The 20513-nt window shown below is 72.4% G+C and carries 22 protein-coding genes; 8 read left to right on the top strand and 14 right to left on the bottom strand.

Translation table 11 applies throughout. The features are described from left to right. The first annotated feature begins 24 nt into the window (after nucleotides 1-24). Both ABZY57_RS06910 and ABZY57_RS06915 read left to right on the top strand, forming a co-directional pair. Entirely contained in the window at nucleotides 25-447 is a 423-nt protein-coding gene (locus ABZY57_RS06910; RefSeq protein WP_266909067.1) for an organic hydroperoxide resistance protein, read from the top strand. 118 nt (nucleotides 448-565) lie between these two features. Beyond that, nucleotides 566-1405 carry an EI24 domain-containing protein gene (locus tag ABZY57_RS06915; protein WP_356508896.1) on the top strand — a complete coding sequence of 280 codons (840 nt, stop codon included), beginning with the start codon at nucleotides 566-568 and terminating at the stop codon, nucleotides 1403-1405. On the opposite strand, the gene ABZY57_RS06920 is transcribed toward ABZY57_RS06915, so the two are convergent. Next, nucleotides 1395-2282, bottom strand: a complete 888-nt coding sequence (locus ABZY57_RS06920) for an NAD(P)-binding domain-containing protein (RefSeq protein WP_356508898.1) — start codon at nucleotides 2280-2282, stop codon at nucleotides 1395-1397. The genes ABZY57_RS06915 and ABZY57_RS06920 overlap by 11 nt on opposite strands. A 97-nt stretch (nucleotides 2283-2379) precedes the next feature. On the opposite strand from ABZY57_RS06920, the gene ABZY57_RS06925 reads away from it, so the two are divergent. Continuing rightward, nucleotides 2380-2745 (top strand): helix-turn-helix domain-containing protein, encoded by a 366-nt coding sequence (locus ABZY57_RS06925; RefSeq protein ID WP_356508900.1) that lies wholly within the window; start codon nucleotides 2380-2382, stop codon nucleotides 2743-2745. A 138-nt stretch (nucleotides 2746-2883) separates the two neighbouring features. Here ABZY57_RS06925 and ABZY57_RS06930 read toward each other — a convergent pair whose 3' ends face one another. Genes ABZY57_RS06930 through ABZY57_RS06940 form a run of 3 tightly spaced genes read right to left on the bottom strand, consistent with a single transcriptional unit; the run spans nucleotide 2884 to nucleotide 4883 of the window. Then, the gene (locus ABZY57_RS06930) at nucleotides 2884-3447 is read right to left on the bottom strand and encodes a dihydrofolate reductase family protein (protein WP_356508902.1); all 564 of its coding nucleotides are present in this window, start codon (nucleotides 3445-3447) and stop codon (nucleotides 2884-2886) included. Between the two features lie 57 nt (nucleotides 3448-3504). Next, complete coding sequence (locus ABZY57_RS06935) at nucleotides 3505-4284, bottom strand: carbon-nitrogen hydrolase family protein (RefSeq protein WP_356508904.1); 780 nt, start codon at nucleotides 4282-4284, stop codon at nucleotides 3505-3507. A 23-nt stretch (nucleotides 4285-4307) separates the two neighbouring features. After that, nucleotides 4308-4883, bottom strand: coding sequence for a TetR family transcriptional regulator (locus ABZY57_RS06940; RefSeq protein ID WP_356508906.1), 576 nt, complete (start codon nucleotides 4881-4883; stop codon nucleotides 4308-4310). 150 nt (nucleotides 4884-5033) lie between these two features. On the opposite strand from ABZY57_RS06940, the gene ABZY57_RS06945 reads away from it, so the two are divergent. Then, nucleotides 5034-7487 (top strand): glycoside hydrolase family 3 C-terminal domain-containing protein, encoded by a 2454-nt coding sequence (locus ABZY57_RS06945; protein WP_356508908.1) that lies wholly within the window; start codon nucleotides 5034-5036, stop codon nucleotides 7485-7487. Nucleotides 7488-7589: 102 nt separating this feature from the next. Here ABZY57_RS06945 and ABZY57_RS06950 read toward each other — a convergent pair whose 3' ends face one another. Then, entirely contained in the window at nucleotides 7590-8501 is a 912-nt protein-coding gene (locus ABZY57_RS06950) for an SGNH/GDSL hydrolase family protein (protein WP_356508910.1), read from the bottom strand. A gap of 250 nt (nucleotides 8502-8751) precedes the next feature. On the opposite strand from ABZY57_RS06950, the gene ABZY57_RS06955 reads away from it, so the two are divergent. Continuing rightward, on the top strand, nucleotides 8752-9246 hold the full coding sequence (locus tag ABZY57_RS06955) for a DUF3145 domain-containing protein (RefSeq protein ID WP_243329390.1): 495 nt from the start codon (nucleotides 8752-8754) through the stop codon (nucleotides 9244-9246). Nucleotides 9247-9318: 72 nt separating this feature from the next. On the opposite strand, the gene fabF is transcribed toward ABZY57_RS06955, so the two are convergent. The 5 genes from fabF to ABZY57_RS06980 form a co-directional block, all read right to left on the bottom strand. Next, nucleotides 9319-10584: a beta-ketoacyl-ACP synthase II gene (gene fabF / locus ABZY57_RS06960; protein ID WP_356508912.1), complete on the bottom strand. Its 1266-nt coding sequence runs from the start codon at nucleotides 10582-10584 to the stop codon at nucleotides 9319-9321. 76 nt (nucleotides 10585-10660) lie between these two features. Further along, complete coding sequence (locus ABZY57_RS06965; RefSeq protein WP_243329395.1) at nucleotides 10661-10909, bottom strand: acyl carrier protein; 249 nt, start codon at nucleotides 10907-10909, stop codon at nucleotides 10661-10663. Nucleotides 10910-10971: 62 nt separating this feature from the next. Then, on the bottom strand, nucleotides 10972-11976 hold the full coding sequence (locus tag ABZY57_RS06970) for a ketoacyl-ACP synthase III (protein ID WP_243329396.1): 1005 nt from the start codon (nucleotides 11974-11976) through the stop codon (nucleotides 10972-10974). A 19-nt stretch (nucleotides 11977-11995) separates the two neighbouring features. After that, nucleotides 11996-12928, bottom strand: a complete 933-nt coding sequence (locus ABZY57_RS06975) for an ACP S-malonyltransferase (protein WP_356508914.1) — start codon at nucleotides 12926-12928, stop codon at nucleotides 11996-11998. A gap of 89 nt (nucleotides 12929-13017) precedes the next feature. Continuing rightward, the gene (locus ABZY57_RS06980) at nucleotides 13018-14205 is read right to left on the bottom strand and encodes a helix-turn-helix domain-containing protein (RefSeq protein WP_356508916.1); all 1188 of its coding nucleotides are present in this window, start codon (nucleotides 14203-14205) and stop codon (nucleotides 13018-13020) included. 111 nt (nucleotides 14206-14316) lie between these two features. On the opposite strand from ABZY57_RS06980, the gene ABZY57_RS06985 reads away from it, so the two are divergent. Continuing rightward, nucleotides 14317-14997, top strand: coding sequence for a pirin family protein (locus ABZY57_RS06985; RefSeq protein ID WP_356508918.1), 681 nt, complete (start codon nucleotides 14317-14319; stop codon nucleotides 14995-14997). 45 nt (nucleotides 14998-15042) lie between these two features. Here the strand turns inward: ABZY57_RS06985 and ABZY57_RS06990 are convergent, their stop codons facing one another. After that, nucleotides 15043-15870 (bottom strand): serine hydrolase domain-containing protein, encoded by an 828-nt coding sequence (locus ABZY57_RS06990; RefSeq protein ID WP_356508920.1) that lies wholly within the window; start codon nucleotides 15868-15870, stop codon nucleotides 15043-15045. A 51-nt stretch (nucleotides 15871-15921) separates the two neighbouring features. Between ABZY57_RS06990 and ABZY57_RS06995 the strand changes: the two genes are divergently transcribed. Further along, entirely contained in the window at nucleotides 15922-16338 is a 417-nt protein-coding gene (locus tag ABZY57_RS06995; RefSeq protein WP_356508921.1) for a MerR family transcriptional regulator, read from the top strand. After that, a complete protein-coding gene (locus ABZY57_RS07000; protein WP_356508923.1) occupies nucleotides 16335-17357 on the top strand; it encodes an aldo/keto reductase in 1023 nt (340 codons plus the stop codon). Before ABZY57_RS06995 ends, ABZY57_RS07000 begins: the two co-directional genes overlap by 4 nt. Nucleotides 17358-17493: 136 nt before the next feature. Here the strand turns inward: ABZY57_RS07000 and ABZY57_RS07005 are convergent, their stop codons facing one another. The 3 genes from ABZY57_RS07005 to ABZY57_RS07015 form a co-directional block, all read right to left on the bottom strand. Continuing rightward, a complete protein-coding gene (locus ABZY57_RS07005; RefSeq protein WP_356508924.1) occupies nucleotides 17494-18324 on the bottom strand; it encodes a DUF4429 domain-containing protein in 831 nt (276 codons plus the stop codon). 74 nt (nucleotides 18325-18398) lie between these two features. Then, nucleotides 18399-19538, bottom strand: coding sequence for an alpha/beta hydrolase (locus tag ABZY57_RS07010; protein WP_356508979.1), 1140 nt, complete (start codon nucleotides 19536-19538; stop codon nucleotides 18399-18401). Nucleotides 19539-19796: 258 nt separating this feature from the next. Continuing rightward, nucleotides 19797-20456, bottom strand: coding sequence for a TetR family transcriptional regulator (locus ABZY57_RS07015; RefSeq protein WP_356508926.1), 660 nt, complete (start codon nucleotides 20454-20456; stop codon nucleotides 19797-19799). Between the last annotated feature and the right edge of the window lie 57 nt (nucleotides 20457-20513).

Genomic DNA, 20513 nt, shown 5'->3' on the forward strand with positions numbered 1-20513 from the left:
GATTTACCAGGAGGATTTCCTTACATGTCCATCCAGCAGTCCGACGTCGCGTACACCGCTGTTGCCACCGCCGAGAACGGCCGTGACGGTCGCGTCGCCACCAACGACGGTCGCCTCGAGGTCGTCGTGAACCCGCCGAAGGAGCTCGGTGGCAGCGGCGAGGGCACCAACCCCGAGCAGCTGTTCGCCGCCGGTTACAGCGCCTGCTTCCAGGGTGCGCTCGGCGTCGTCGCCCGCAACGAGAACGCCGACATCACCGGCTCCACCGTCACCGCCGAGGTCGGCATCGGCAAGAACGACGACGGCTTCGGCATCATCGTCAAGATCTCGGCCTCCATCCCGAACGTGGACGCCGCCACCGCCAAGGACCTCATCGAGAAGGCCCACCAGGTCTGCCCGTACTCCAAGGCGACCCGCGGCAACATCACGGTCGAGCTCGCGGTCTGATCTCCGACCCGGCCCGACCGGTTCGTCCGGTACGCCGAAGGCCGCACCCCGGCACCGGGGTGCGGCCTTGGTCATGCCCGGCGTCCCCGCGCCCGGGCGCCCGCCCTAGACTGGATCCATGCGTGATCTTGCGGGGGGATTCGGCTATCTGCTGGCCGGACAGCGATGGGTACTGCGGCACGGACGGTGGCTCGGCTTCGGGCTGCTGCCCGGACTCGTCTCCCTGGTGCTGTACGCCGGCGCACTCATCGGCCTCGGCTACGGCGCCGACGACCTGACCGCCTGGGCGACCCCCTTCGCCGACGGCTGGTCCTCCCCGTGGCTCGGGTTCTTCCGCGGCTTCCTGACCGCCCTGGTCTTCTGCCTCGGACTCTTCCTCGCGGTGATCACCTTCACCGCCGTGACCCTGCTCGTGGGCCAGCCGTTCTACGAATCCCTCTCGGAGCAGGTCGACCGCACCGAGGGCGGCGAGGTCCCGGAGTCGGGCCTCACGCTCCCGCAGGAACTGTGGATCTCCGCCCGCGACAGCCTGCGGATCCTGGGCCGGGTGCTGCTCTTCGGCATCCTGCTCTTCGCGCTCGGCTTCGTGCCGGTGATCGGGCAGACGGTCGTCCCGGTCCTCGGCTTCTGCGTCTCCGGCTTCTTCCTCGCCCAGGAGCTCACCTCCGTCGCCCTGATGCGCCGCCGGGTGCAGCTCACCGAGCAGCTCGTGCTGCTGCGCGGGCGGCGGATGCTGGCCATCGGCTTCGGGGTACCGCTCGTCGTGTCCTTCCTGGTGCCGCTCGTCGCCGTGTTCCTGATGCCGGGCGCGGTGGCCGGGGCGACGCTCATGGCCCGCGACCTGGTGGGCGAGGACGGGGAGCAGGGGCCGGCGCAGGGTCAGGGTCAGGGCCAGGCGCAGGGCCAGGGCCAGGCACGGGCGCAGGGTCAGGCGCAGGGCAAGCGGCTCAGCGCCTGAGCAGAGTGATCGCCCCGGCGGTGTCCTCGCCGGCGTGGGCCTGCGGGTCGGCCGTCAGCCGTTCCCGCATCAGGTCCAGGTACGGACGGATCAGCTCGGGACTGACCCCCTGCTCCGCGGCCGTCCGCAGATAGGTGGCGCTCGCCGTGACCTGCATGGCCAGGTTCGATTCGACGCCCGTGGTGAAGTCCCCGGAGACCAGCCGCTCTGCGGCGGCGCCCGCGAAGAAGCCCATCGCCCCCAGCCACTCGGTCAGCAGCGGAGCCAGGTCCTTGGGGGAGACGTCCTCTCCCTCGATCAGCGCGTAGGCGTGCGAGATCCCGGCGAAGAGCCCGGTCATCGCGCTCAGCAGGGCCACGTCGTGCAGCGCCGCGTGGCCGGGGTCGGAGCCGACGAACCGGGCGCCGGCCGGGACCTCCAGGGTGCTCCGGTGGGTCTCGAACAGGTCGGGGGAGCCGCTGTAGAAGGCGTACCCGCCGGCCGCGGGGACGCCGATCATCGACGGGGTGGCCATGATCCCGCCGTCGAGGAACCGGGCCCCGCGCTCCTGCGCCCACGCGGCCCGGGCGCGGGCGTCGGCGGGCGTGCCGGTGGTCAGGTCGACCAGGTCCTTGCCGGAGAGGTCCAGGCCCTCCAGGGCCTCGCCGACGCTGGCGTGGTCCAGCAGGCAGACCACGATGAGGCCGTTCGCCGCCACCGCATCGGCGGGGCTCGCGGCGACCACGGCGCCTTCGGCCGCGAGGGCCCCGGCCTTGGCGGGGGTGCGGTTCCAGACGGTCAGGGGATGCCCGGCGGTGAGCCAGGTGCGGGCGAGGGCGGTGCCCATCGCGCCGAGTCCGAGGAGGGTGAGCGGGGTCTTCGTGCTGGTGTCGGTCATGCCGTTTAGCCTGGTGGAGGGCCGCCAGGTGCTCAAGTACGCACTTGGGAGTGGGTGGTTACCCCGAGGTGAGCGAACAGGTGGGGAGGGGTGCGCGATGGCGATGACACAGCGGCCGGGTGCGGATCACTGCGGGATCGCCGCGGCGATGTCCGTGATCGACGGCAAGTGGAAGGTGTCGGTCCTGTGGGAGCTGGAGCAGTGTCCGCGCCGGTTCGGCGAACTGCGCCGCCTGGTCCCGGGGGTGTCGGAGAAGGTGCTCGCGGCCCAGCTGCGCGAGCTGGAGGCGGACGGCATCGTCCACCGCGAGGTCTACGAGGAGGTCCCGCCGCGCGTGGAGTACTCCCTGACCCCGCTCGGCCACGAACTGAACGAAGCCCTGGAGGCCCTCGGCGCGTGGGGCGCGAAGCACCTGCTCCCCGGCGCCGCGCGGACCCTGGCGAGCGGGGCCGCCTCTCCGTGAGGGCCCGGCCTCACTCCGGGCGTCGGAACAGCGCCGTCCAGAGAAGGGCTTGCCGAACGCGTCGGAGTATCGGCAGACAGGATGAAATCCCAGGTCAGGTGGGGTTTGGAGGGTGGCCGGAGGGTCTTGTGGCGGCGCTCAGCGCCTCGTCTCGTACCTGGTCAGGATCACGCCGCCGGGTAGCGTCCGCGTCTCCACCAGGTCGAGGTTCACCCAGTTGTCCAGCGCGGTGAAGAACGGCGTGCCGCCGCCCACCAGGACCGGCGCGGTGGCCAGCACGTACTCGTCGATCAGCCCGGCCCGCATGGCCGCGCCGGCGAGCGTCGCGCCGCCGATGTCCATGGGGCCGCCGTCCCCGGCCTTGAGCCGGGCGATCTCGGCGACCGCGTCGCCGGTGACCAGGCGGGTGTTCCAGTCGACGTGGCCGATCGTCGAGGAGAACACCACCTTCGACATGTCCCGCCAGCGGCGCGCGAACTCGATCTCCGCCGGGGTGGCGCCCGGCTTCCGGTCGCCGGTCGGCCAGTAGGAGCTCATCGTCTGCCACAGCTCGCGCCCGTACAGCGACAGGTCGGTCGCCTGCAACTGGTCGGACCAGAACTGGAACAGCTCGTCGCTCGGCACGCTCCAGCCGATGTCGTCGCCGGGCGCGGCGATGTAGCCGTCCAGGGTCACGTTCATGCCGTAGATCAGTTTCCGCATGGCGCCAGCCTTCCGTGAATCGGTCTCACAGGTACGGACCGGCGCGGCGCGGGAAACTCATCGGTGCGCGATCTTCCCGCCCAGGCCCCCGCCCAGGCCTCCGCTCCCGCCCTGGCTCCGCCCCTCCGCCGGCACCTGCGCCACGGCGACCGACGGCGTGTGCGCGTCGGCCTCGGCCAGCAGGGTCCCGCCCGGCGCCCATACGGCCGCGCCCCCGCAGCCCGTCCACGGCCCGGCGGGTCCGACGTGGTTGGCGAGGGCCACGTACATCCCGAAGTCCCGGGCGATCCCCGGGTGGACCGCCGCGCGCTCGGCGATGCCGTCGCCCGTGCCGTAGAGCGAGCTCGCCAGGTGGACCCGGCAGCCGGCCGCGGCGCCCGCCCCGGGCACGTCCGCGAAGTGGTTGTCGAAGCAGATCCCCAGGGAGAAGCGGATCCCGCCGAGCTCGAAGCGGCCCGGAGCCGTCCCCGCGGCGAAGACCTCCTGCTCCTGGCGGAACAGGTGCTGCTTGGCGTACGTGGCCACGTGCGCGCCGTCCGCGTCGTGGACCAGGGTCGCGATGACGGGCCGGGGGCCGCCCGTGCGCAGCGCGACGTTGACGGCGGTGGCGATCCCCGTGGAGCGGACGGGATCCAGCCGGGGATCCTCGGCGTCGGCCAGCCACAGGCCGGGGTCGGCGGCGAGCAGGGCCAGCTCGTAGCCGGTCAGCGTGAACTCGGGGAACACCACCAGCTCCGCGCCCTCCTCCCGGGCCCGCACGGCGAGTGCGGCCGCCCGTTCGGCGTTGGCGGACACGTCGGCGGGGGCGCAGTTCATCTGCGCGGCAGCGATCTTCACCGGCCCAGGATGTCAGCCCGCCGTCAGGCCGCGGCCCCCTGGATCAGCTCCAGGAAGGCGCGGAAGGTGCCGGGCATGTCCACGGATTCGGGGGCCAGCAGCCACTGGTACTGGAGGCCGTCCATCACGGCGGCCAGCAGCGGGGCCGCCTGCTCGGGGGTGAGGCCCGAGGGGAGCCGCTCGCCGTACTCGGCGCGCAGCACGTCCGCCATCGCGGAGCGCACCTGCGCGTACCGCTCGGCGAAGAACTCCCGTGCCGGGTGGCCGTCGGTGACGCTCTCGCCGAGCAGCGCCGAGAAGGTCTGCACGATGCCCGGACGCATGGCGTTGTACTCCACCAGCGAGGCCAGCAGGTCCGGGCGCCAGGCTTCGGCGGGCGTGCGGGCGCCGCCGCCGGTGTCCCACCGGTCGCGCTCCTCCAGGACCGCGACGAGCAGGGCCTCCTTGGTCGGGAAGTAGTGCAGCAGTCCCTGCTGGGTCAGGCCCACGCGTTCGGCGACCGTGCCCAGGGCCGCGCCCCGGTACCCGCGCTCGGCGATCACCTCGAGGGCCGCGCGGACGATCTCCGCGCGCCGTTCCTCACTCCTGGCCCTGACCATCGCCCCGCCACCCCTTCCGTTCCACACCTGCCAGCAGGACCGTACGGCATCAAAATGTCACGAAAACATTACGAACCCTACCGCTCTACAGGGAACGGGTCCACCATGGGGGCACGCGCCGCACCGCGCACCCGCACCCAACGAGGAGGCATGGCCGTGACCGATGCCGATCAGGTCCGCAACGACGCCGTAGAGGCGGCGCTGGGCAAGCTGGATCTCGACACCAAGACCCGGCTGCTGGCCGGTCAGGACATGTGGTCCCTGCCCGCCGTCCCCGAGATCGGACTGAAGTCCCTGGTCTTCTCCGACGGCCCCATCGGGGTGCGCGGTGTGCGCTGGACCGCCGACGACCCGTCGATCGCCCTGCCCTCCCCGACCGCGCTCGCCGCCGCGTGGGACCCCGGCCTCGCCCGCCGGGCCGGCCGCCTCCTCGCCCAGGAGGCCCGCCGCAAGGGCGTCCACGTCCTCCTCGCACCCACCGTCAACCTGCACCGCTCCCCGCTCGGCGGCCGGCACTTCGAGTGCTACTCCGAGGACCCGTACCTCACCGGCGAGGTCGGCAGCGGCTACGTGAACGGCGTCCAGGACGGCGGCGTGGGCACCACCGTCAAGCACTTCGTCGGCAACGACGCCGAGACCGAGCGGTTCACCGTCGACAGCGTCATCGCCCCACGCCCGCTGCGCGAGCTCTACCTGGCGCCCTTCGAGGCCATCGTGGCCAACGCCCATCCGTGGGGCATCATGACCGCCTACAACCGGGTCAACGGCGTGTTCATGAGCGAGAACGCCCATCTCGTCAACGAGGTCCTGCGCGCCGAATGGGGCTTCGACGGCTGCAACGTCTCCGACTGGATGGCCGCCCGCTCCACCACCGGCGACATCCTGGGCGGCCTCGACGTGGTCATGCCCGGACCCGTCGGCGTCTACGGCGCCCCGCTCGCGGACGCCGTCCGCTCGGGCGAGGTCCCCGAGTCCGCCGTCGACGACGCCGTCCGCAACGTCCTGCGCCTCGCCGCCCGCGTCGGCATCCTGGAGGGCGCCCCCGCCGTGGTCGGCGAGGTCCCGGCCCCCGTCGACGGCCAGGCGCTGGCCCGCGAGCTGGCCGCCCGCGGCTTCGTCCTCGTACGCAACGAGGCAGCCGCCGACGGGAAGCCCGTGCTCCCGCTCGCCACCGGCGCCACCGTCGCCCTCAGCGGCGCGGCCGCCCGCGACGCCCGCGTCCTCGGCGGCGGCAGCGCCACCGTCTTCCCGGAACGGATCGTGTCCCCGCTGGACGGCCTGACCGCGGCCCTCCCCGAGGGCTCCCTGACCTACTCCGTCGGCGCCGACCCCAGCGACGAACTGACCCCCGCCGACAAGGGCTTCGAGCTCCGGGCGATCTGCCGGGACGCCTCCGGGGCCGTCCTCGGCACGGGCTCGCTGCCCACCGGGCAGGTCCAGTGGATCGGCGACGACCTGCCCGAGGGCGCCACGTACGAGACGATGGCGAGCATCGAGGTCGTCGGTACGTTCGTCCCGCGCGAGAGCGGCGAGCACGCCTTCGGCACCCGCGGACTCGGCGCCTTCACCCTCGCCGTCGGCGGGGAGGTCCGCTGGGACGGCGTCCAGCGCATGGGCAACGAGGCCGACCCCTTCGAGGCCTTCTTCGGCGCCCCCAACGAGCGGGCCCGCATCACCCTCGCCGAGGGCGAGGCCGTCGAGGTCTCCCTGACCTATCAGGTACCCGACGTGACCGCCCTGCCGCTCAAGGCGATCATGTTCTCCTTCCTCCACCTCGGCCCGCGGCGCGCCCCCGAGGAGCTCATCGCCGAGGCCGTGGAGGCCGCGCGCGCCGCCGACACCGCCGTCGTGGTCGTCGCCACCACCGAGCGCGTGGAGTCCGAGGGCTTCGACCGGGGAGACCTCGCCCTCCCGGGCCGTCAGAACGACCTGGTGCGCGCCGTCGCCGCCGTCAACCCGAACACCGTGGTCATCGTCAACGCGGGCTCCCCGGTGGAACTCCCGTGGCGCGACGAGGTCGCCGCCGTCCTGCTGACCTGGTTCCCCGGGCAGGAGGGCGGGGCCGCGCTGGCCGACGTACTCCTCGGCGAGGCCGAGCCGGGCGGGCGGCTGCCCACCACCTGGCCCGCCGAGTTCGCCGACGCGCCGGTCACCGAAGTCCTCCCCACCGAGGGGCGCCTGGAGTACACCGAGGGGCTCTTCATCGGCTACCGGGCCTACGAGAAGCACGGGATCGCCCCGGCCTTCCCCTTCGGGCACGGCCTCGGCTACACCGACTGGGCCTACGAGTCCCTGGAGGCCACCCCCACGCAGGCGAAGGTCCGCGTCACCAACACCGGCACCCGGCCGGGCCGCGAGACCGTACAGGTCTACCTGGCGCCCGTCGCGGACGGCGACGGGCGGCCGGCGAGCTGGCTGGCGGGCTTCGCGAGCGTGACCGCCGGCCCCGGCGAGAGCGTGGAGGTGGAGATTCCCCTGCCGGAGCGCGCCTTCGAGATCTGGGACCAGTCCTCCCGCTCCTGGCGGCGGATCGGCGGCGGCTACGAGGTCCGCGCGAGCCGCTCGCACGGCGACACGCGGCTGATTGCGTCCCTCGACCTGTAATGGCCGGAAATCACCCCTGCTGATCGGCAGTCGTGGTGATGCACACAAGCTGGACCGGGGGCGGGCCCTGACACCCGCCCCCGGTCCGATTCCTCCACCGCGTCAACGCGGAGGCTCTGCGGACGTCACCTGTCGGTGCGCCAGTTCCGCGAGCCGCGCCTGCCCGTCCTTGCCCGGATGGAACCAGTCCCAGCGGCTCAACTGCTCCGTCGAGAAGGGGTACTGGAACACCGCCCCGCCGTCGTAGCGGCACAGCTGGTCCTTCGCGCAGACCTCGCGCAGCACCTCGTTGTACTCGACTACGCGCGCCCGCACCTGCTCCCGCCGGGCGGTCGCGACGGCGGTCGCCGAGGTCGGATCGGCGAGCATCGACTGACAGATGCCCAGCTTCCAGATCCGGCGCACCATCGGGTCGTCCTTGCCCTGCTCCCACAGCCGCTGGAGGTCCGGGACGCTGGAGACGTACACCTGCGAGGCAGGCGAGGCCGCCCGCAGACCGGTCAGCGCCTTCTCGAATCCGGAGCGGAAGGCGGCCACCGGAGTCATCGACGAAGCCGAGGGCCGGCAGGCGTCGTTCGAGCCCACCATCACCGTGACCAGGGCCGGCTTGTGCGAGGCCGCCGAGGCGAGCTGCCCCGGCAGGTCCGCCATCCGGGAGCCGGTCACCGCGTAGTTCCAGCTCCGGGCGGGCACCTCGGCCTCGCCGAGCAGCCGGGCCGCCAGCGAACGCACCTCGGGGTCGTCACCGGTGGCCCAGGAGGCCTCCGGGCAGTCGGCCAGCACCGAACAGGCGTCGAAACCGCGCGTGATGGAGTCGCCCACGGCGGCGACCGACGCCGGCGCGGTGTTCCACCGCGGGGCCGCCTGCGCCCCGCGCTCGCCACCGGTCTTCACCCCGTCCGCCGAACACCCGCTCAGCGCACCCGCCGCCAGGAGCAGCAGGGCGGCCGCCGCGCCCGAACCCGCACCCGCGGACGTCCGACGCGCGCGGCGGCGTGGGGCGGTGGTGCGCATGCGGAAGGTCCCTCCTCGTCGCCCCCGCGTCATTCGGTGGCGTCCTGCTGAGTGAATGCTCTGTGTTTGCGGGCCTCGGAGCGACCGTACGTCACACCATGACCCCCGGCGCACGGTAGCTTTTTCCCGTGGCGTTTCGGCCGCAAGTCCCGCAACGCAATGTCAAATAATTTCCGTTACATTACATCACGTCACATACTGTCCGTTTTCTGGAGTTTATTCCCGACCTCGTCCCACACTGGAGGTCCCGGTGACGACACGTGGAGTCCTGTACGTGCACTCCGCACCGCGCGCGCTCTGCCCGCACGTGGAATGGGCTGTTGCGGGGGTGCTCGGGGTGCGGGTGAACCTCGACTGGATCCGTCAGCCCGCCTCCCCGGGCACCTGGAGAGCCGAGTTCTCCTGGCAGGCCGAGGCGGGCACCGCCTCGAAACTCGCCTCCGCGCTGCGCGGCTGGCACCTGCTCCGCTTCGAAGTGACCGCGGAACCCTGCCCGACCGCCGAGGGCGAGCGCTACAGCTCCACCCCGCACCTGGGCATCTTCCACGCCGTCACCGGCATGCACGGCGACATCCTGATCCCCGAGGACCGGCTGCGCGCCGCCCTCGCCCGATCCGCGCACGGCGAGACGGACCTGGAAGCGGAGATCGCCAAACTGCTCGGCAAACCCTGGGACGACGAGCTCGAACCCTTCCGCTACGCGGGCGAGGGCGCCCCGGTCCGCTGGCTCCACCAGGTGGTCTGAGCCGCACGCCGACACGCACGAAGGCCCGCCCGGGAATCCCGGGCGGGCCTTCGTGCGTGTTCAGCCTGCGGCTCAGACGGTCCTGAAGGCCAGGGTCACGTTGTGGCCGCCGAAGCCGAAGGAGTTGTTGATCGCGGAGATCGGGCCCTCCGTCGGGAGCTTGCGGGGCTCGCCGCGCACGATGTCCGCGTCGATGTCGTCGTCGATGTCGTCGAGGTTGATCGTCGGCGGGGCGAGGCGGTGGTACAGCGCCAGCACCGTGGCCACGGTCTCGATGCCACCGGCGCCGCCGAGGAGGTGACCGGTCATCGACTTGGTCGCCGAGATCGCGATGTGGTCGAGGTCGTCGCCCAGCACCTTGCGCAGGGCCTTCAGCTCGGCCGTGTCACCCTGCGGGGTGGACGTGGCGTGCGCGTTCAGGTGGACCAGCTCGGCCGGGTCGAGACCCGTGTTGTCGAGCAGGTTCTGCACGGCCGCCGCGACACCGCGGCCGGTGGGCTCCGGCTGCGCGATGTGGTGGCTGTCCGCGGACAGGCCCTGGCCCAGCACCTCGCAGTAGACCCGGGCGCCGCGCGCGGCGGCGTGCTCGGCCGACTCCAGGACCACGACGCCCGCACCCTCGCCGAGGACGAAGCCGTCACGGCCCTTGTCGTACGGACGGGAAGCCGTGGTCGGGTTCTCGTTGTTCTTGGACATCGCCATCATGTTGGCGAACGCCGCGATCGGCAGCGGGTGGATCGCCGCCTCGGTACCGCCCGCGACGACCACGTCGGCACGGCCGGTGCGGATCATCTCGACGGCGTAGCCGATGGCCTCGGCGCCGGAGGCGCAGGCGCTGACCGGAGTGTGCACACCCGCGCGGGCGTTGACCTCCAGGCCGACGTTGGCCGACGGGCCGTTGGGCATGAGCATGGGGACGGTGTGCGGGGAGACCCGGCGCACACCCTTTTCCTTCAGCACGTCGTACTGGTCGAGCAGGGTGGTCACGCCGCCGATGCCGGAGGCGATGACGGTGCCCAGGCGCTCGGGCGAGACGGACCCGTCCTCGCCCGCCGGGGCGGTGTAACCGGCGTCCGCCCACGCCTCACGGGCCGCGATGACCGCGAACTGGGCCGAGCGGTCCAGCTTGCGGGCCAGTGGCCGGGGGAGGACCTCACTGGGGTCCACGGCGGCGGTCGCGGCGATACGGACCGGGAGTTCGGCGTAACGCTCACCCTCGAGGGGCTTTACGCCGGAACGGCCGGCAAGCAGACCTTCCCAGGTCGAAGCGCTGTCGCCACCCAGCGGAGTGGTTGCGCCGATACCGGTGACGACCACGGTGCGATTGGTCGGGCTCACAGGAATTCTTTCTCCACGTTTCAGGGGGTGAATTGTCACGGCGCCACCGCCAGGTGGCGACAAACGCTCGTCAGGCTCAGGCCTGGTGCTTGAGGATGTAGCTCGCGGCGTCGCCGACGGTCTTGAGACCCTTGACGTCCTCGTCCGGGATCTTCACCTCGAAGCGCTCTTCGGCGGCGACGACGACCTCGACCATGGACAGCGAGTCGACGTCCAGGTCGTCGGTGAAGGACTTCTCGAGCTGGACGTCCTCGGTCGGGATGCCGGCGATCTCGTTGACGATCTCCGCGAGACCTTCGACGATTTCTTCCTGGGTGAAGGCCATGTTGGCGCTCCTTCTATAGCTAGCTGGGGGTCAAACGGAGCCCGGGATGTGGATCCCGGGCCCTAGGGGAGGGTAACGACCGTGGCGGCGTAGACGAGCCCCGCCCCGAAGCCGATGACGAGCGCGGTGTCGCCGCTCTTCGCCGCTCCGGTCGCCAGGAGCCGCTCCATTGCGAGCGGGATCGAGGCGGCCGAGGTGTTGCCGGTGGTTTCGATGTCACGGGCGACCGTGACGTGCTCCGGCAGCTTCAGAGTCTTCACCATCGAGTCGATGATCCGCATGTTCGCCTGGTGCGGAATGAAGACGTCCAGGTCATCGGCGGTGATCCCGGCTGCGTCGAGCGCCTGCTGGGCCACCTTGGCCATCTCGAAGACGGCCCAGCGGAAGACCGCCTGGCCCTCCTGCGTGATGGCGGGAAACTTCTCGCCGCCGTCCTTGCCGAGGTACTCGTCCCACGGCACGGTCTGCTTGATGGTCTCCGACTTGTCGCCCTCCGAACCCCACACCGTGGGGCCGATGGCAGGCTCGTCCGAGGGGCCGACGACCACGGCGCCCGCGCCGTCACCGAAGAGGAAGGCCGTCGCACGGTCCTCCAGGTCGGTCAGGTCCGAGAGCCGCTCCACGCCGATGACGAGGACGTACTCGGCGGAACCCTCGACGACGAGCCCCTTGGCCAGGGTCAGGCCGTAGCCGAACCCGGCGCAGCCCGCGGAGATGTCGAAGGCGGCGGGCTTGCCCGCGCCGATGCGGTGCGCGATCTCGGTCGCCACGGCCGGGGTCTGCTTGAAGTGCGACACCGTCGAGACGATCACGGCGCCGATCTTCTCCGGAGCGATCCCGGCGTCGGCCAGGGCCTTGCCCGAGGCCTCCACCGACATCGCGGCGACGGTCTCCTGCGGGGAGGCCCAGTGCCGCGTCGCGATGCCGGAACGGGAGCGGATCCACTCGTCGGAGGAGTCGATGGTTTCGAGGATGACCTCGTTCGGCACCACGCGGGTCGGACGGTAGCCGCCGACACCGAGGATGCGGGCGTACGGGGAGCCCTTGGCAGGCTTGATCTTCGACATGCTGAGTGGGCTCCTTCTCTCAGACCGCGTGCTCGGAGACGAGCGCCGCGGCCTTGTCGAGATCGTCCGGGGTCTTCAGCGCCACGCTCGGTACGCCCTTCAGCGCGCGCTTGGCCAGACCCGTCAGGGTGCCACCGGGGGACAGCTCGACGATCCCGGTGACGCCCTGTGCGGCGAACGTCTCCATGCACAGGTCCCAGCGGACCGGGTTGGCCACCTGGCCCACCAGCCGGGCGACGACATCGGCGCCCGTGGTCACGACCTGACCATCCTTGTTCGATACGTACGTCAGCTTCGGGTCGGCCGGGGAGAGGGCCGTCGCGGCCTTCTCCAGACCGGCGACCGCCGGAGCCATGTGGTGCGTGTGGAAGGCGCCCGCGACCTTGAGGGCGACGACCTTCATGGAACCCTCGGGCTTCTCGGCCACCAGGGCCGCGATCTGCTCCATGGTCCCCGCGGCCACGATCTGGCCCGCGCCGTTGACGTTCGCCGGGGTCAGCCCCAGCTTCTCCAGGTGCGCGACGACGACGTCCGGGTCCCCGCCGAGGACGGCGGCCATACCCGTCTCGGTGATCGCCGCGGCCTCGGCCATGGCGAGCCCGCGGGTGCGTACGAAGGACAGCGCGTCCAGGTCGGACAGGACCCCGGCGTACGCGGCGGCGGTGATCTCGCCGACGCTGTGGCCCGCCACGGCGCCGAAGGCACCGGACCCGACCGCGGGGAGGGCGGTGAGCTCGGCCGCGGCGAGCAGGCCGGCGGCCACCAGCAGGGGTTGTGCGACGGCCGTGTCGCGGATCTCGTCCGCGTCGGCCTTCGTGCCGTAGTGGGCAAGGTCGAGCCCGATGGCATCCGACCAGCCGGCGACGCGGTCAGCGGCGCCGGGCAGTTCGAGCCAGGGAGTCAGGAAGCCGGGCGTCTGTGCGCCTTGGCCGGGAGCGACGAGTACGAGCACCCTCACACTCTCTCTTGTGTTCGGTCCACGCCGCCCGTGGGGACAGGGACGAAGAACCATCGGGGTAATTGTTGATGTCCGACAAAAGCTTAGGACTGAGGATCGCCGTCGGCCAGACGTCCGAGGATCAGGGCGATCCTCAGCGTGAACGCGGAACGGACATCTGAGGGCGACCAGCCGGTGACGTCTGTCACACGTCGGAGCCGGTAGCGCACGGTGTTGGGGTGCACGAACAGCATCCGCGCCGCACCTTCGAGGCTGCTCGCCTGTTCCAGATAGACACTCAGCGTTTCGAGCAGGGCCGAACCGGCCTCTTCGAGCGGTCTGTAGATCTCCTCCACCAACTGCTCGCGGGCCGAAGGGTCGGAGGCGATGGCACGCTCGGGCAGGAGATCGTCCGCGAGCACCGGCCTCGGAGCGTCCTGCCACGCCGTGCAGGCCTTGAGCCCGGCCGCGGCCGCCTGCGCCGACTTCGTGGCGTTCAACAGGTCCGGGACCACCGGTCCGGCGACCACCGCACCCGCCGCGAACGGTCCGATCAGCGACTTCGCCACCTGCATCGGATTGTCGCTGCCCCCCGCGATGACCACGAGCCGGTCGCCCAGCACGCCCGTGAGCACCTGCAGCTTGTGGTGGCGCGCGGCCCGCCGGATCGCCTCGACCGTCAGCTCGCTGTCGCCCTCCGGAGCCGTGCCCAGCACCACACACACGTGCTCGGGGGAGTTCCAGCCGAGGGCCGCGGCCCTCGACAGCGCGCCCTCGTCGGCCTCCCCGGACAGCACCGCGTTGACCACGAGGGACTCCAGCCGGGCGTCCCACGCACCGCGTGCCTCGGCGGCCTGGGCGTAGACCTGGGCGGTCGCGAAGGCGATCTCCCGGGCGTACACCAGCAGGGCCTCGCGCAGGATCGACTCGTCGCCGGGCGCCGCGACCTCGTCGATCGCGGTCTCCATGACCTCGATCGTGGTGCGCACCATCTCGACGGTCTGGCGCAGGGTGATCGCCCGGGTCAGCTCGCGCGGAGCCGTCCCGAAGACATCGGTGGAGATCGCCTGCGGGGTCTCCGGATGCCGGAACCACTCGGTGAACGCGGCGATGCCGGCCTGGGCGACCAGACCGATCCAGGACCGGTTCTCCGGCGGCATCGCCCGGTACCACGACAGCGTCTCGTCCATGCGCGCGATCGCGTTGGCGGCGAGCCGGCCGGAAGACTTCTCCAGCCGTCGCAGCGTCGCGGAGTGCGGATGGGGCGGAGCCGGATGCGCGGAGTGGACCACGGGTGAATGCTCACGTTCGGGTTGGGGCACGTGACAAGACTGCCTTATCGGGACGGCTGCGCGGAGTCCGGTCTCATCCCGCGCCGCGCCCGGGGGGCTACGGTGGCCCCCATGATTGATGTACGCCGAGGCTCCGACCGGTACGAAGGCGGGGACCCCGCGGCCGGGATCACCACCCGGCACGCCTTCTCCTTCGGCCCGCACTACGACCCCGGCAACCTGCGGTTCGGACCGGTCCTGGCGTGCAACGAGGAGAACCTCGCCCCCGGCGCCGGCTTCGACGAGCACCCCCACAGCCACACCGAGATCGTGACCTGGGTGGCCGAGGGCGAGCTCACCCACCGGGACGCCACGGGGGCCACCACGCTGGTGCGGCCCGGTGACGTACAGCACCTCGGCGCGGCGTCCGGGACCCGGCACGTGGAACGCAACGACGGCCCCGGGCCGCTGCGCTTCGTCCAGATGTGGCTGGCGCCGGCCGTTCCGTCCGGGGAGCCCTCGTACACGCTGGTCAGGGGGCTCGCCGACAGCACGCCCTACGCCGTGCCCGCGGCCGGGGCCGTGCTGCACGTACGACGTCCGGGCGCGGGCGAGCGGGTCTCCGTACCGGCTGCCGCGCAGGTGTACCTGCACGTCGTACGGGGAGACCTGTGGCTCGACGGCGGGTCGGCCGGGTCCGTCGAGGGTGCCGATGAGCTCAGTCCCGGGGACTCGGCGCGGATCACCGGCGAAGGGGAGCTGGAGCTGGTCGCCGGCTCCCCGGCCGAGGTGCTGATCTGGGAGTTCCCGTAGGCAGCGCGCCCGCGGGCGGTCCCCCGGGCGGTGTCCGCCGGGGCCTCAGCGGGTCCTGAGCTCCGCGAGCACCGCGTCGGTGAACGGCGGCCAGGCCTCCACGGCCCACGGCCCGAAGGCGCGGTCCGTCAGCGCCACGCAGGCGGCGCGGGCGTCCGGGTCCACCCACAGGAAGGTCCCGGACTGCCCGAAGTGGCCGAAGGTGCGCGGTGAGGAGCCGGCGCCCGTCCAGTGCGGGGCCTTCCCGTCGCGGATCTCCATGCCGAGCCCCCAGTCGTTGGGGGACTGGTGGCCGTACCCGGGCAGCACGCCCTTGAGCCCGGGGTGGACCACGGAGGTGGCCTCGGCGACGGTGCGGACGTCCAGCAGCCGGGGCTGCTGGAGCTCGGCGGCGAAGCGCAGGAGGTCGGAGACGGTGGAGACGCCGTCCTTGGCGGGCGAGCCCTCCAGGCTGCTCGACGCCATGCCCAGCGGCTCGAAGACGGCCTCGGCCAGGTACGCGGCGAAGGGGATGCCGGTGGCCTTCGCGATGTGGTCGCCGAGCTCCTCGAAACCGGCGTTCGAGTACAGCCGGCGCTGCCCGGGAGGAGCCGTCACCCGGTGCTCGTCGAAGGCCAGGCCGCTGGTGTGGGCGAGCAGGTGGCGCACGGTGGAACCCTCGGGCCCGGCCGGCTCGTCCAGCTCGATCGCGCCCTCCTCGTAGGCGACGAGGGCGGCGTAGGCGGCGAGCGGCTTGGTGACGGAGGCCAGAGGGAAGCGGTGGTCCACCGGGCCGTGGGCGCCGAGCACGGTCCCGTCGGCGTGGACGACGGCCGCGGCGGCGGTCGGGACCGGCCAGTTCTCGATGTTGCGCAGACTCTGCAAGCTCTCCATGCGGCCGAGGGTACTTGCTTGGAGTGCACTCCAAGGATTTAGCGTGGGGCCATGAGCCCGACGCAGACCCCCCTGCAGACGCAGACGCGGTACACGATCAGCGAGGTCGAGGCCCGGACCGGTCTGACCCAGCACACCTTGCGCTGGTACGAGCGGATCGGTCTCATGCCGCACGTGGACCGCTCCCACTCGGGTCAGCGGCGGTTCACCGACAAGGACCTCGACTGGCTGGGCTTCGTCGGCAAGTTGCGCGCCACCGGCATGTCGGTGGCGGACATGGTCCGGTACGCCGAACTCGTCCGCGAGGGCCCGCACACCGCCGCCGACCGGCGCGAGCTCCTGGAGCGCACGCGCGACGACGTGCGCACGCGGATCGCTGAACTGACCGACGCGCTCGCGGTCCTGGACTACAAGATCGACACCTATGCGATGTGCACCACCGTCGCGGGAGAGGGAGAGAGGACATGACCGGCAACACCGTCGGGATCGAGCAGGTCGAACTGGGCAAGGACGGCCCGCTCGTGGGCGTCCAGGGGCTCGGCTGCATGGGCATGAGCGAGTTCTACGGGGACACGGACGAGGCGGCCGCCCGGCAGACCCTGGACGCGGCGCTGGCCGCCGGGGTCACCCTCTTCGACACCGCCGACATCTACGGGCGGGGCGCCAACGAGGAGTTCCTCGCGCCGTTCGTGGCCGCGCACCGCGACCGGATCACGCTCGCCACCAAGTTCGCCATCGAGCGGACGGACGACCCGGCGTACCGGGGGGTCCGCAACGACCGCGCGTACATCCGCGGCGCGGTGGAGGACAGCCTGCGCAGGCTGGGTACCGAGGTGATCGACCTCTACTACATGCACCGGCGGGATCCGGCCGTCCCCTTCGCCGAGTCGGTCGGCGCGATGGCGGAGCTGGTGCAGGAGGGCAAGGTGCGCCACCTCGGACTCAGCGAGGTGACCGGGGGCGAGCTGCGCGAGGCGTACGCGGTGCACCCGATCGCGGCGCTCCAGTCGGAGTGGTCGCTGTTCAGCCGGGACGTGGAGCGCAGCGCCGTGGGCGCGGCGGCGGAGCTGGGCGTGGCCCTGGTGCCGTACTCCCCGCTCGGGCGCGGCTTCCTGACCGGGGCGTTCGCGGACGCGTCGGCGGAGCTGACGGCCGGTGACTTCCGGCGGTACCAGCCCCGGTTCACGGGTGACAACGCGCGGACGAACGGGGCGCTGCTGGCGCCCGTACGGGAGATCGCGGCGGCCCGCGGGGCCACGCCGGCCCAGATCGCCCTGGCGTGGGTGCAGCAGCGCTCGGCGGTGCACGGCCTGACGGTCGTCCCGATCCCGGGCACCCGCAAGCCCTCCCGCCTCGCGGAGAACACGGCGGCGACGCGCCTCACCCTGACGGCCGCGGAACTGGCCCTGCTGGAGCCGATCGCCGCGGGGGTCGCGGGCGACCGCTACCCGGACATGAGCTCGACGTCGGCGGCGCGCGAGGTGTGATCCACGTGCGGCGCCGTTGCCGGGGACCGGCTTTGCCCGCAGGGCAATTCCAGCCTCGCCGGCGTTCGCGGCGCGGGGTCCGGGGCGGTGCCCCGGAGAACGGCGCAAGGGCGGGTAGGAGACGGCCCCGAGGGGGTCAGGCCCCGGCCGTGAAGCGGTCGCGCAGGGCCCGGTACTCGGCGTCCGTGAGCAGGCCCGCGCTGTGCAGCTCGGCGAGGTGCTGAAGTCGGCCCCCCGACCGCTGACCGGGAACAGCGTGGACCGGCGCACGGTCACTCAGCGCCGCGAGGATCCCCGCCGCGAACGGCAGCGACTCGTGCACGGCTCCGTACCCCACGCCGAAGACCGCGGAAGCGAGATCGTGGTCCGGCCGGGGATCACCGGCGCCCTCGCGGGTCAGCAGCCGCAGGTGCCCGCCGGACCGTTGCGGGGAGTGCCAGACCAGCCCGGCCAGGGCCGCCAGCGGATACCGCTGGTCGCCCGCCTTCCACTTGGCGGTGGTGGCCCCGGTGCGCGACCAGTGGAAGGTGACGGCGCCGCCGTCGAAGGCGAGCCGGGCGTCGTACGCCTTCAGCGCGGCCGGCTCCGGGACGGGGACCAGGAACCGCTCGGCCGGCCCGGCCGGGCCCAGCCGTTCGCGCAGGGCCTCGGTGAAGGCCGCAGCCCGCCCGGTCCCGCCGCCTCCCGGCAGCACCAGCCGGTACGGATCGCAGGCTTCCCGCAACTGCCCGGCCGCGGCCTCCATCAGCGGATCCGCGCCGACGCGCACGCGGGCGTGCAGCACCGCGGTGTCCCGCCGTCCCACGGTCAGGCCCACCCCGGACAACGCTTCGAGGGGAATCCGGCGCTCCCCCAGGGCGTGCCAGAGCCTGGGCGTTCGTATCCCCCGTGCGAAGCGGATGATGAGCGAGTTCGTGGTGCGGTCGAACTCCCAGACGGCATGATTTCCGGCCAGTACGTCACCCATGCGGCACATCGTAAAGGGGAGCGCCCCTGTGCGTCCCCCCGCTGTGAGGTCCGATTTCGGGTCGGCCCGGCGGGTCAGGAGCCTTCCGGCCCGGCCGTTCCGCGTCGGCACGTGTCGTCCCCGGTGGCGCACACCGTGGAACCGAACGCCCCGGTTCCGATTTCGGCGAAGTTGTCCAGGGATTCGGTCCCTGGCTCGAAGTAGCCGGTGTGGCTCTTGGCTCCGGCCGCCGACAGGACCCGTGCGCCGAACTCCTCGGAGACCGGATCCGCACCGTGGCCCAGACCCCCGAACTCCAGGTGGGGTACGTCGGCGATCCAGTCACCGGCGTCCCGCATCGCCCACACCCGCGCCGAGGTGCCCAGTTCGGCGACGTTCGCGGCGCGCATTCCGGGGCTGCCCGCCACCACGATGTCCGTGACCCGGGGCGGCAGTTCGTGCGCGGCCACCCCGCACACCACCGAGCCGTAGCTGTGGCAGAACAGCGCCACGCTGGCCCGTCCGGGCAGCGCGGCGGTCAGCGAACGCAGCCTGGCCGCGCCGTCCACGGCGAGGCGCCCGGTCGCCGCGTCCATCCCGACGCCGGTCGGGGCGGTGTAGCCGGCCCAGGCGACGACCGCGCTCCGGCTGCCCGGGGCGGCCGCGCGCTCGGCCGCGTAGAGGGACTCGGCCATGCCGACGGGGGAGGTCAGCCTGCGCACCGTGCGCTCGAAGGTGAGTGCGTCGGTGTCGACCCCGGGGACGATCACCGAGACCCGGCGGGCCTCGGCGAGGTCGCCGAGGACCTCGGCGGCGAGGCCGCCGCCGGTGGGGTCGAAGACGAGGATCTGCCGGCCGGGCTCGGCGAGGGACTCGAAGCGGTGGGCGCGCCGGGCCGCGGTGGCGCGGTCCGCGGGGGCCAGCGTGATGTCGTGTGCGCGGCCGTTCTCGACCCGCGCGGCCTGCTGCAGGGCCATCCGGTTGGCCCGGTAGCGGACGCCGGGCGGTACGCCGTCGAGATTGCCGACCACCAGCGGATGGCCCTCGGTGAGCCGGGCGCGCTGGGCGCCGTCGAGGCGCGCGAAGAACCGTGCCACCACGGGTGCCGGGGCATCGGCGGCGGGCAGGGCCCGGCCCTCGAAGTGCGACGTGGCCCAGGAGGCGAGCGCGGCCTCGCGCGGGGACGCCTCGCTCGCGGACCGGTAGACGGCGGTCCAGCCCGTGGTCGTGAGCATCAGGAAGACCACCGCCAGCGCGAGCAGGGCGCGCAGGGCGGCCGGGCGTGCGGGGGCATCGGCGGAGTGGGCGTGGGCGGGGCCGGGCAGGTTCACTGAGCCCAGACTAGGAGACCCTCGCGGCTGGGGGTGCGCCAGGTGACCGGAGTCACCGCCGACCGTGGGACGTTCCGCCGGCGGGTGCGCCCGTACGGATGTGCGTGCGCGGGCGCCCGCGCCCGTACGGGATCTTCGCCCGGCCGGAAGGCGACCGCGCGGTCAGGCGGGCCGGCGCCAGTCCGCGGCCAGTGCCGGGCCGATCTGGTCGAGGTAGGCCTCGGTCATCCGCCGGATGGCGGCCACGCTCGTGTCCTCGCCCTGCCCCCAGAGCCGGCCGGTGACGCGCATCACGCCCGTGAACGCGGCGACGGCCACCCGCGGGCGCGGGTCGGTGTCCACGTCCAGGCCCTCGCGCTCGGCTATCAGCCGGGCGATCTGCTCCTCCAGGTCGGTGGAGCGGCGCAGGTGCACGGCGAGCAGGGCCGGAGTGGACTCGATCAGCCGGTAGCTGCGCATGTACAGGTCGATGGGGACCAGGTCCGAAATGGCCTCGTCGACGGTGTCCCAGGCGTCGAGCACGGCCGCACGCATCGCCTCGAAGGGGCCCTCGGCGGGCGGGCGGGAGCGCAGCGCCGCGACGAAGTGCGATTCGACCAGGTCCTGGACGGCGAAGGCGACCTCTTCCTTGTTGGCGAAGTACCGGAAGAAGGTGCGCTGGGAGACGTCCACGGCGTCGGTGATCTCGTCGACGGTCGTCTCCTCGTACCCCTGGGCGATGAAGAGGAGGAGGGCCGCGCGCAGCAGGGCGTCGCGCGTGCGCTGCTTCTTGCGCTCGCGCAGGCCGGCGGCCGGTGCGGGCGCGGGCCTCTGATCGGTCATCACGGCGGTCAGGGTACCTGTGACGGACCTGACAGTGGCTGTGTGACGAACCGGCCT

It is taken from the genome of Streptomyces sp. NPDC006450, assembly GCF_040612195.1.
GTDB lineage: Bacteria > Actinomycetota > Actinomycetes > Streptomycetales > Streptomycetaceae > Streptomyces.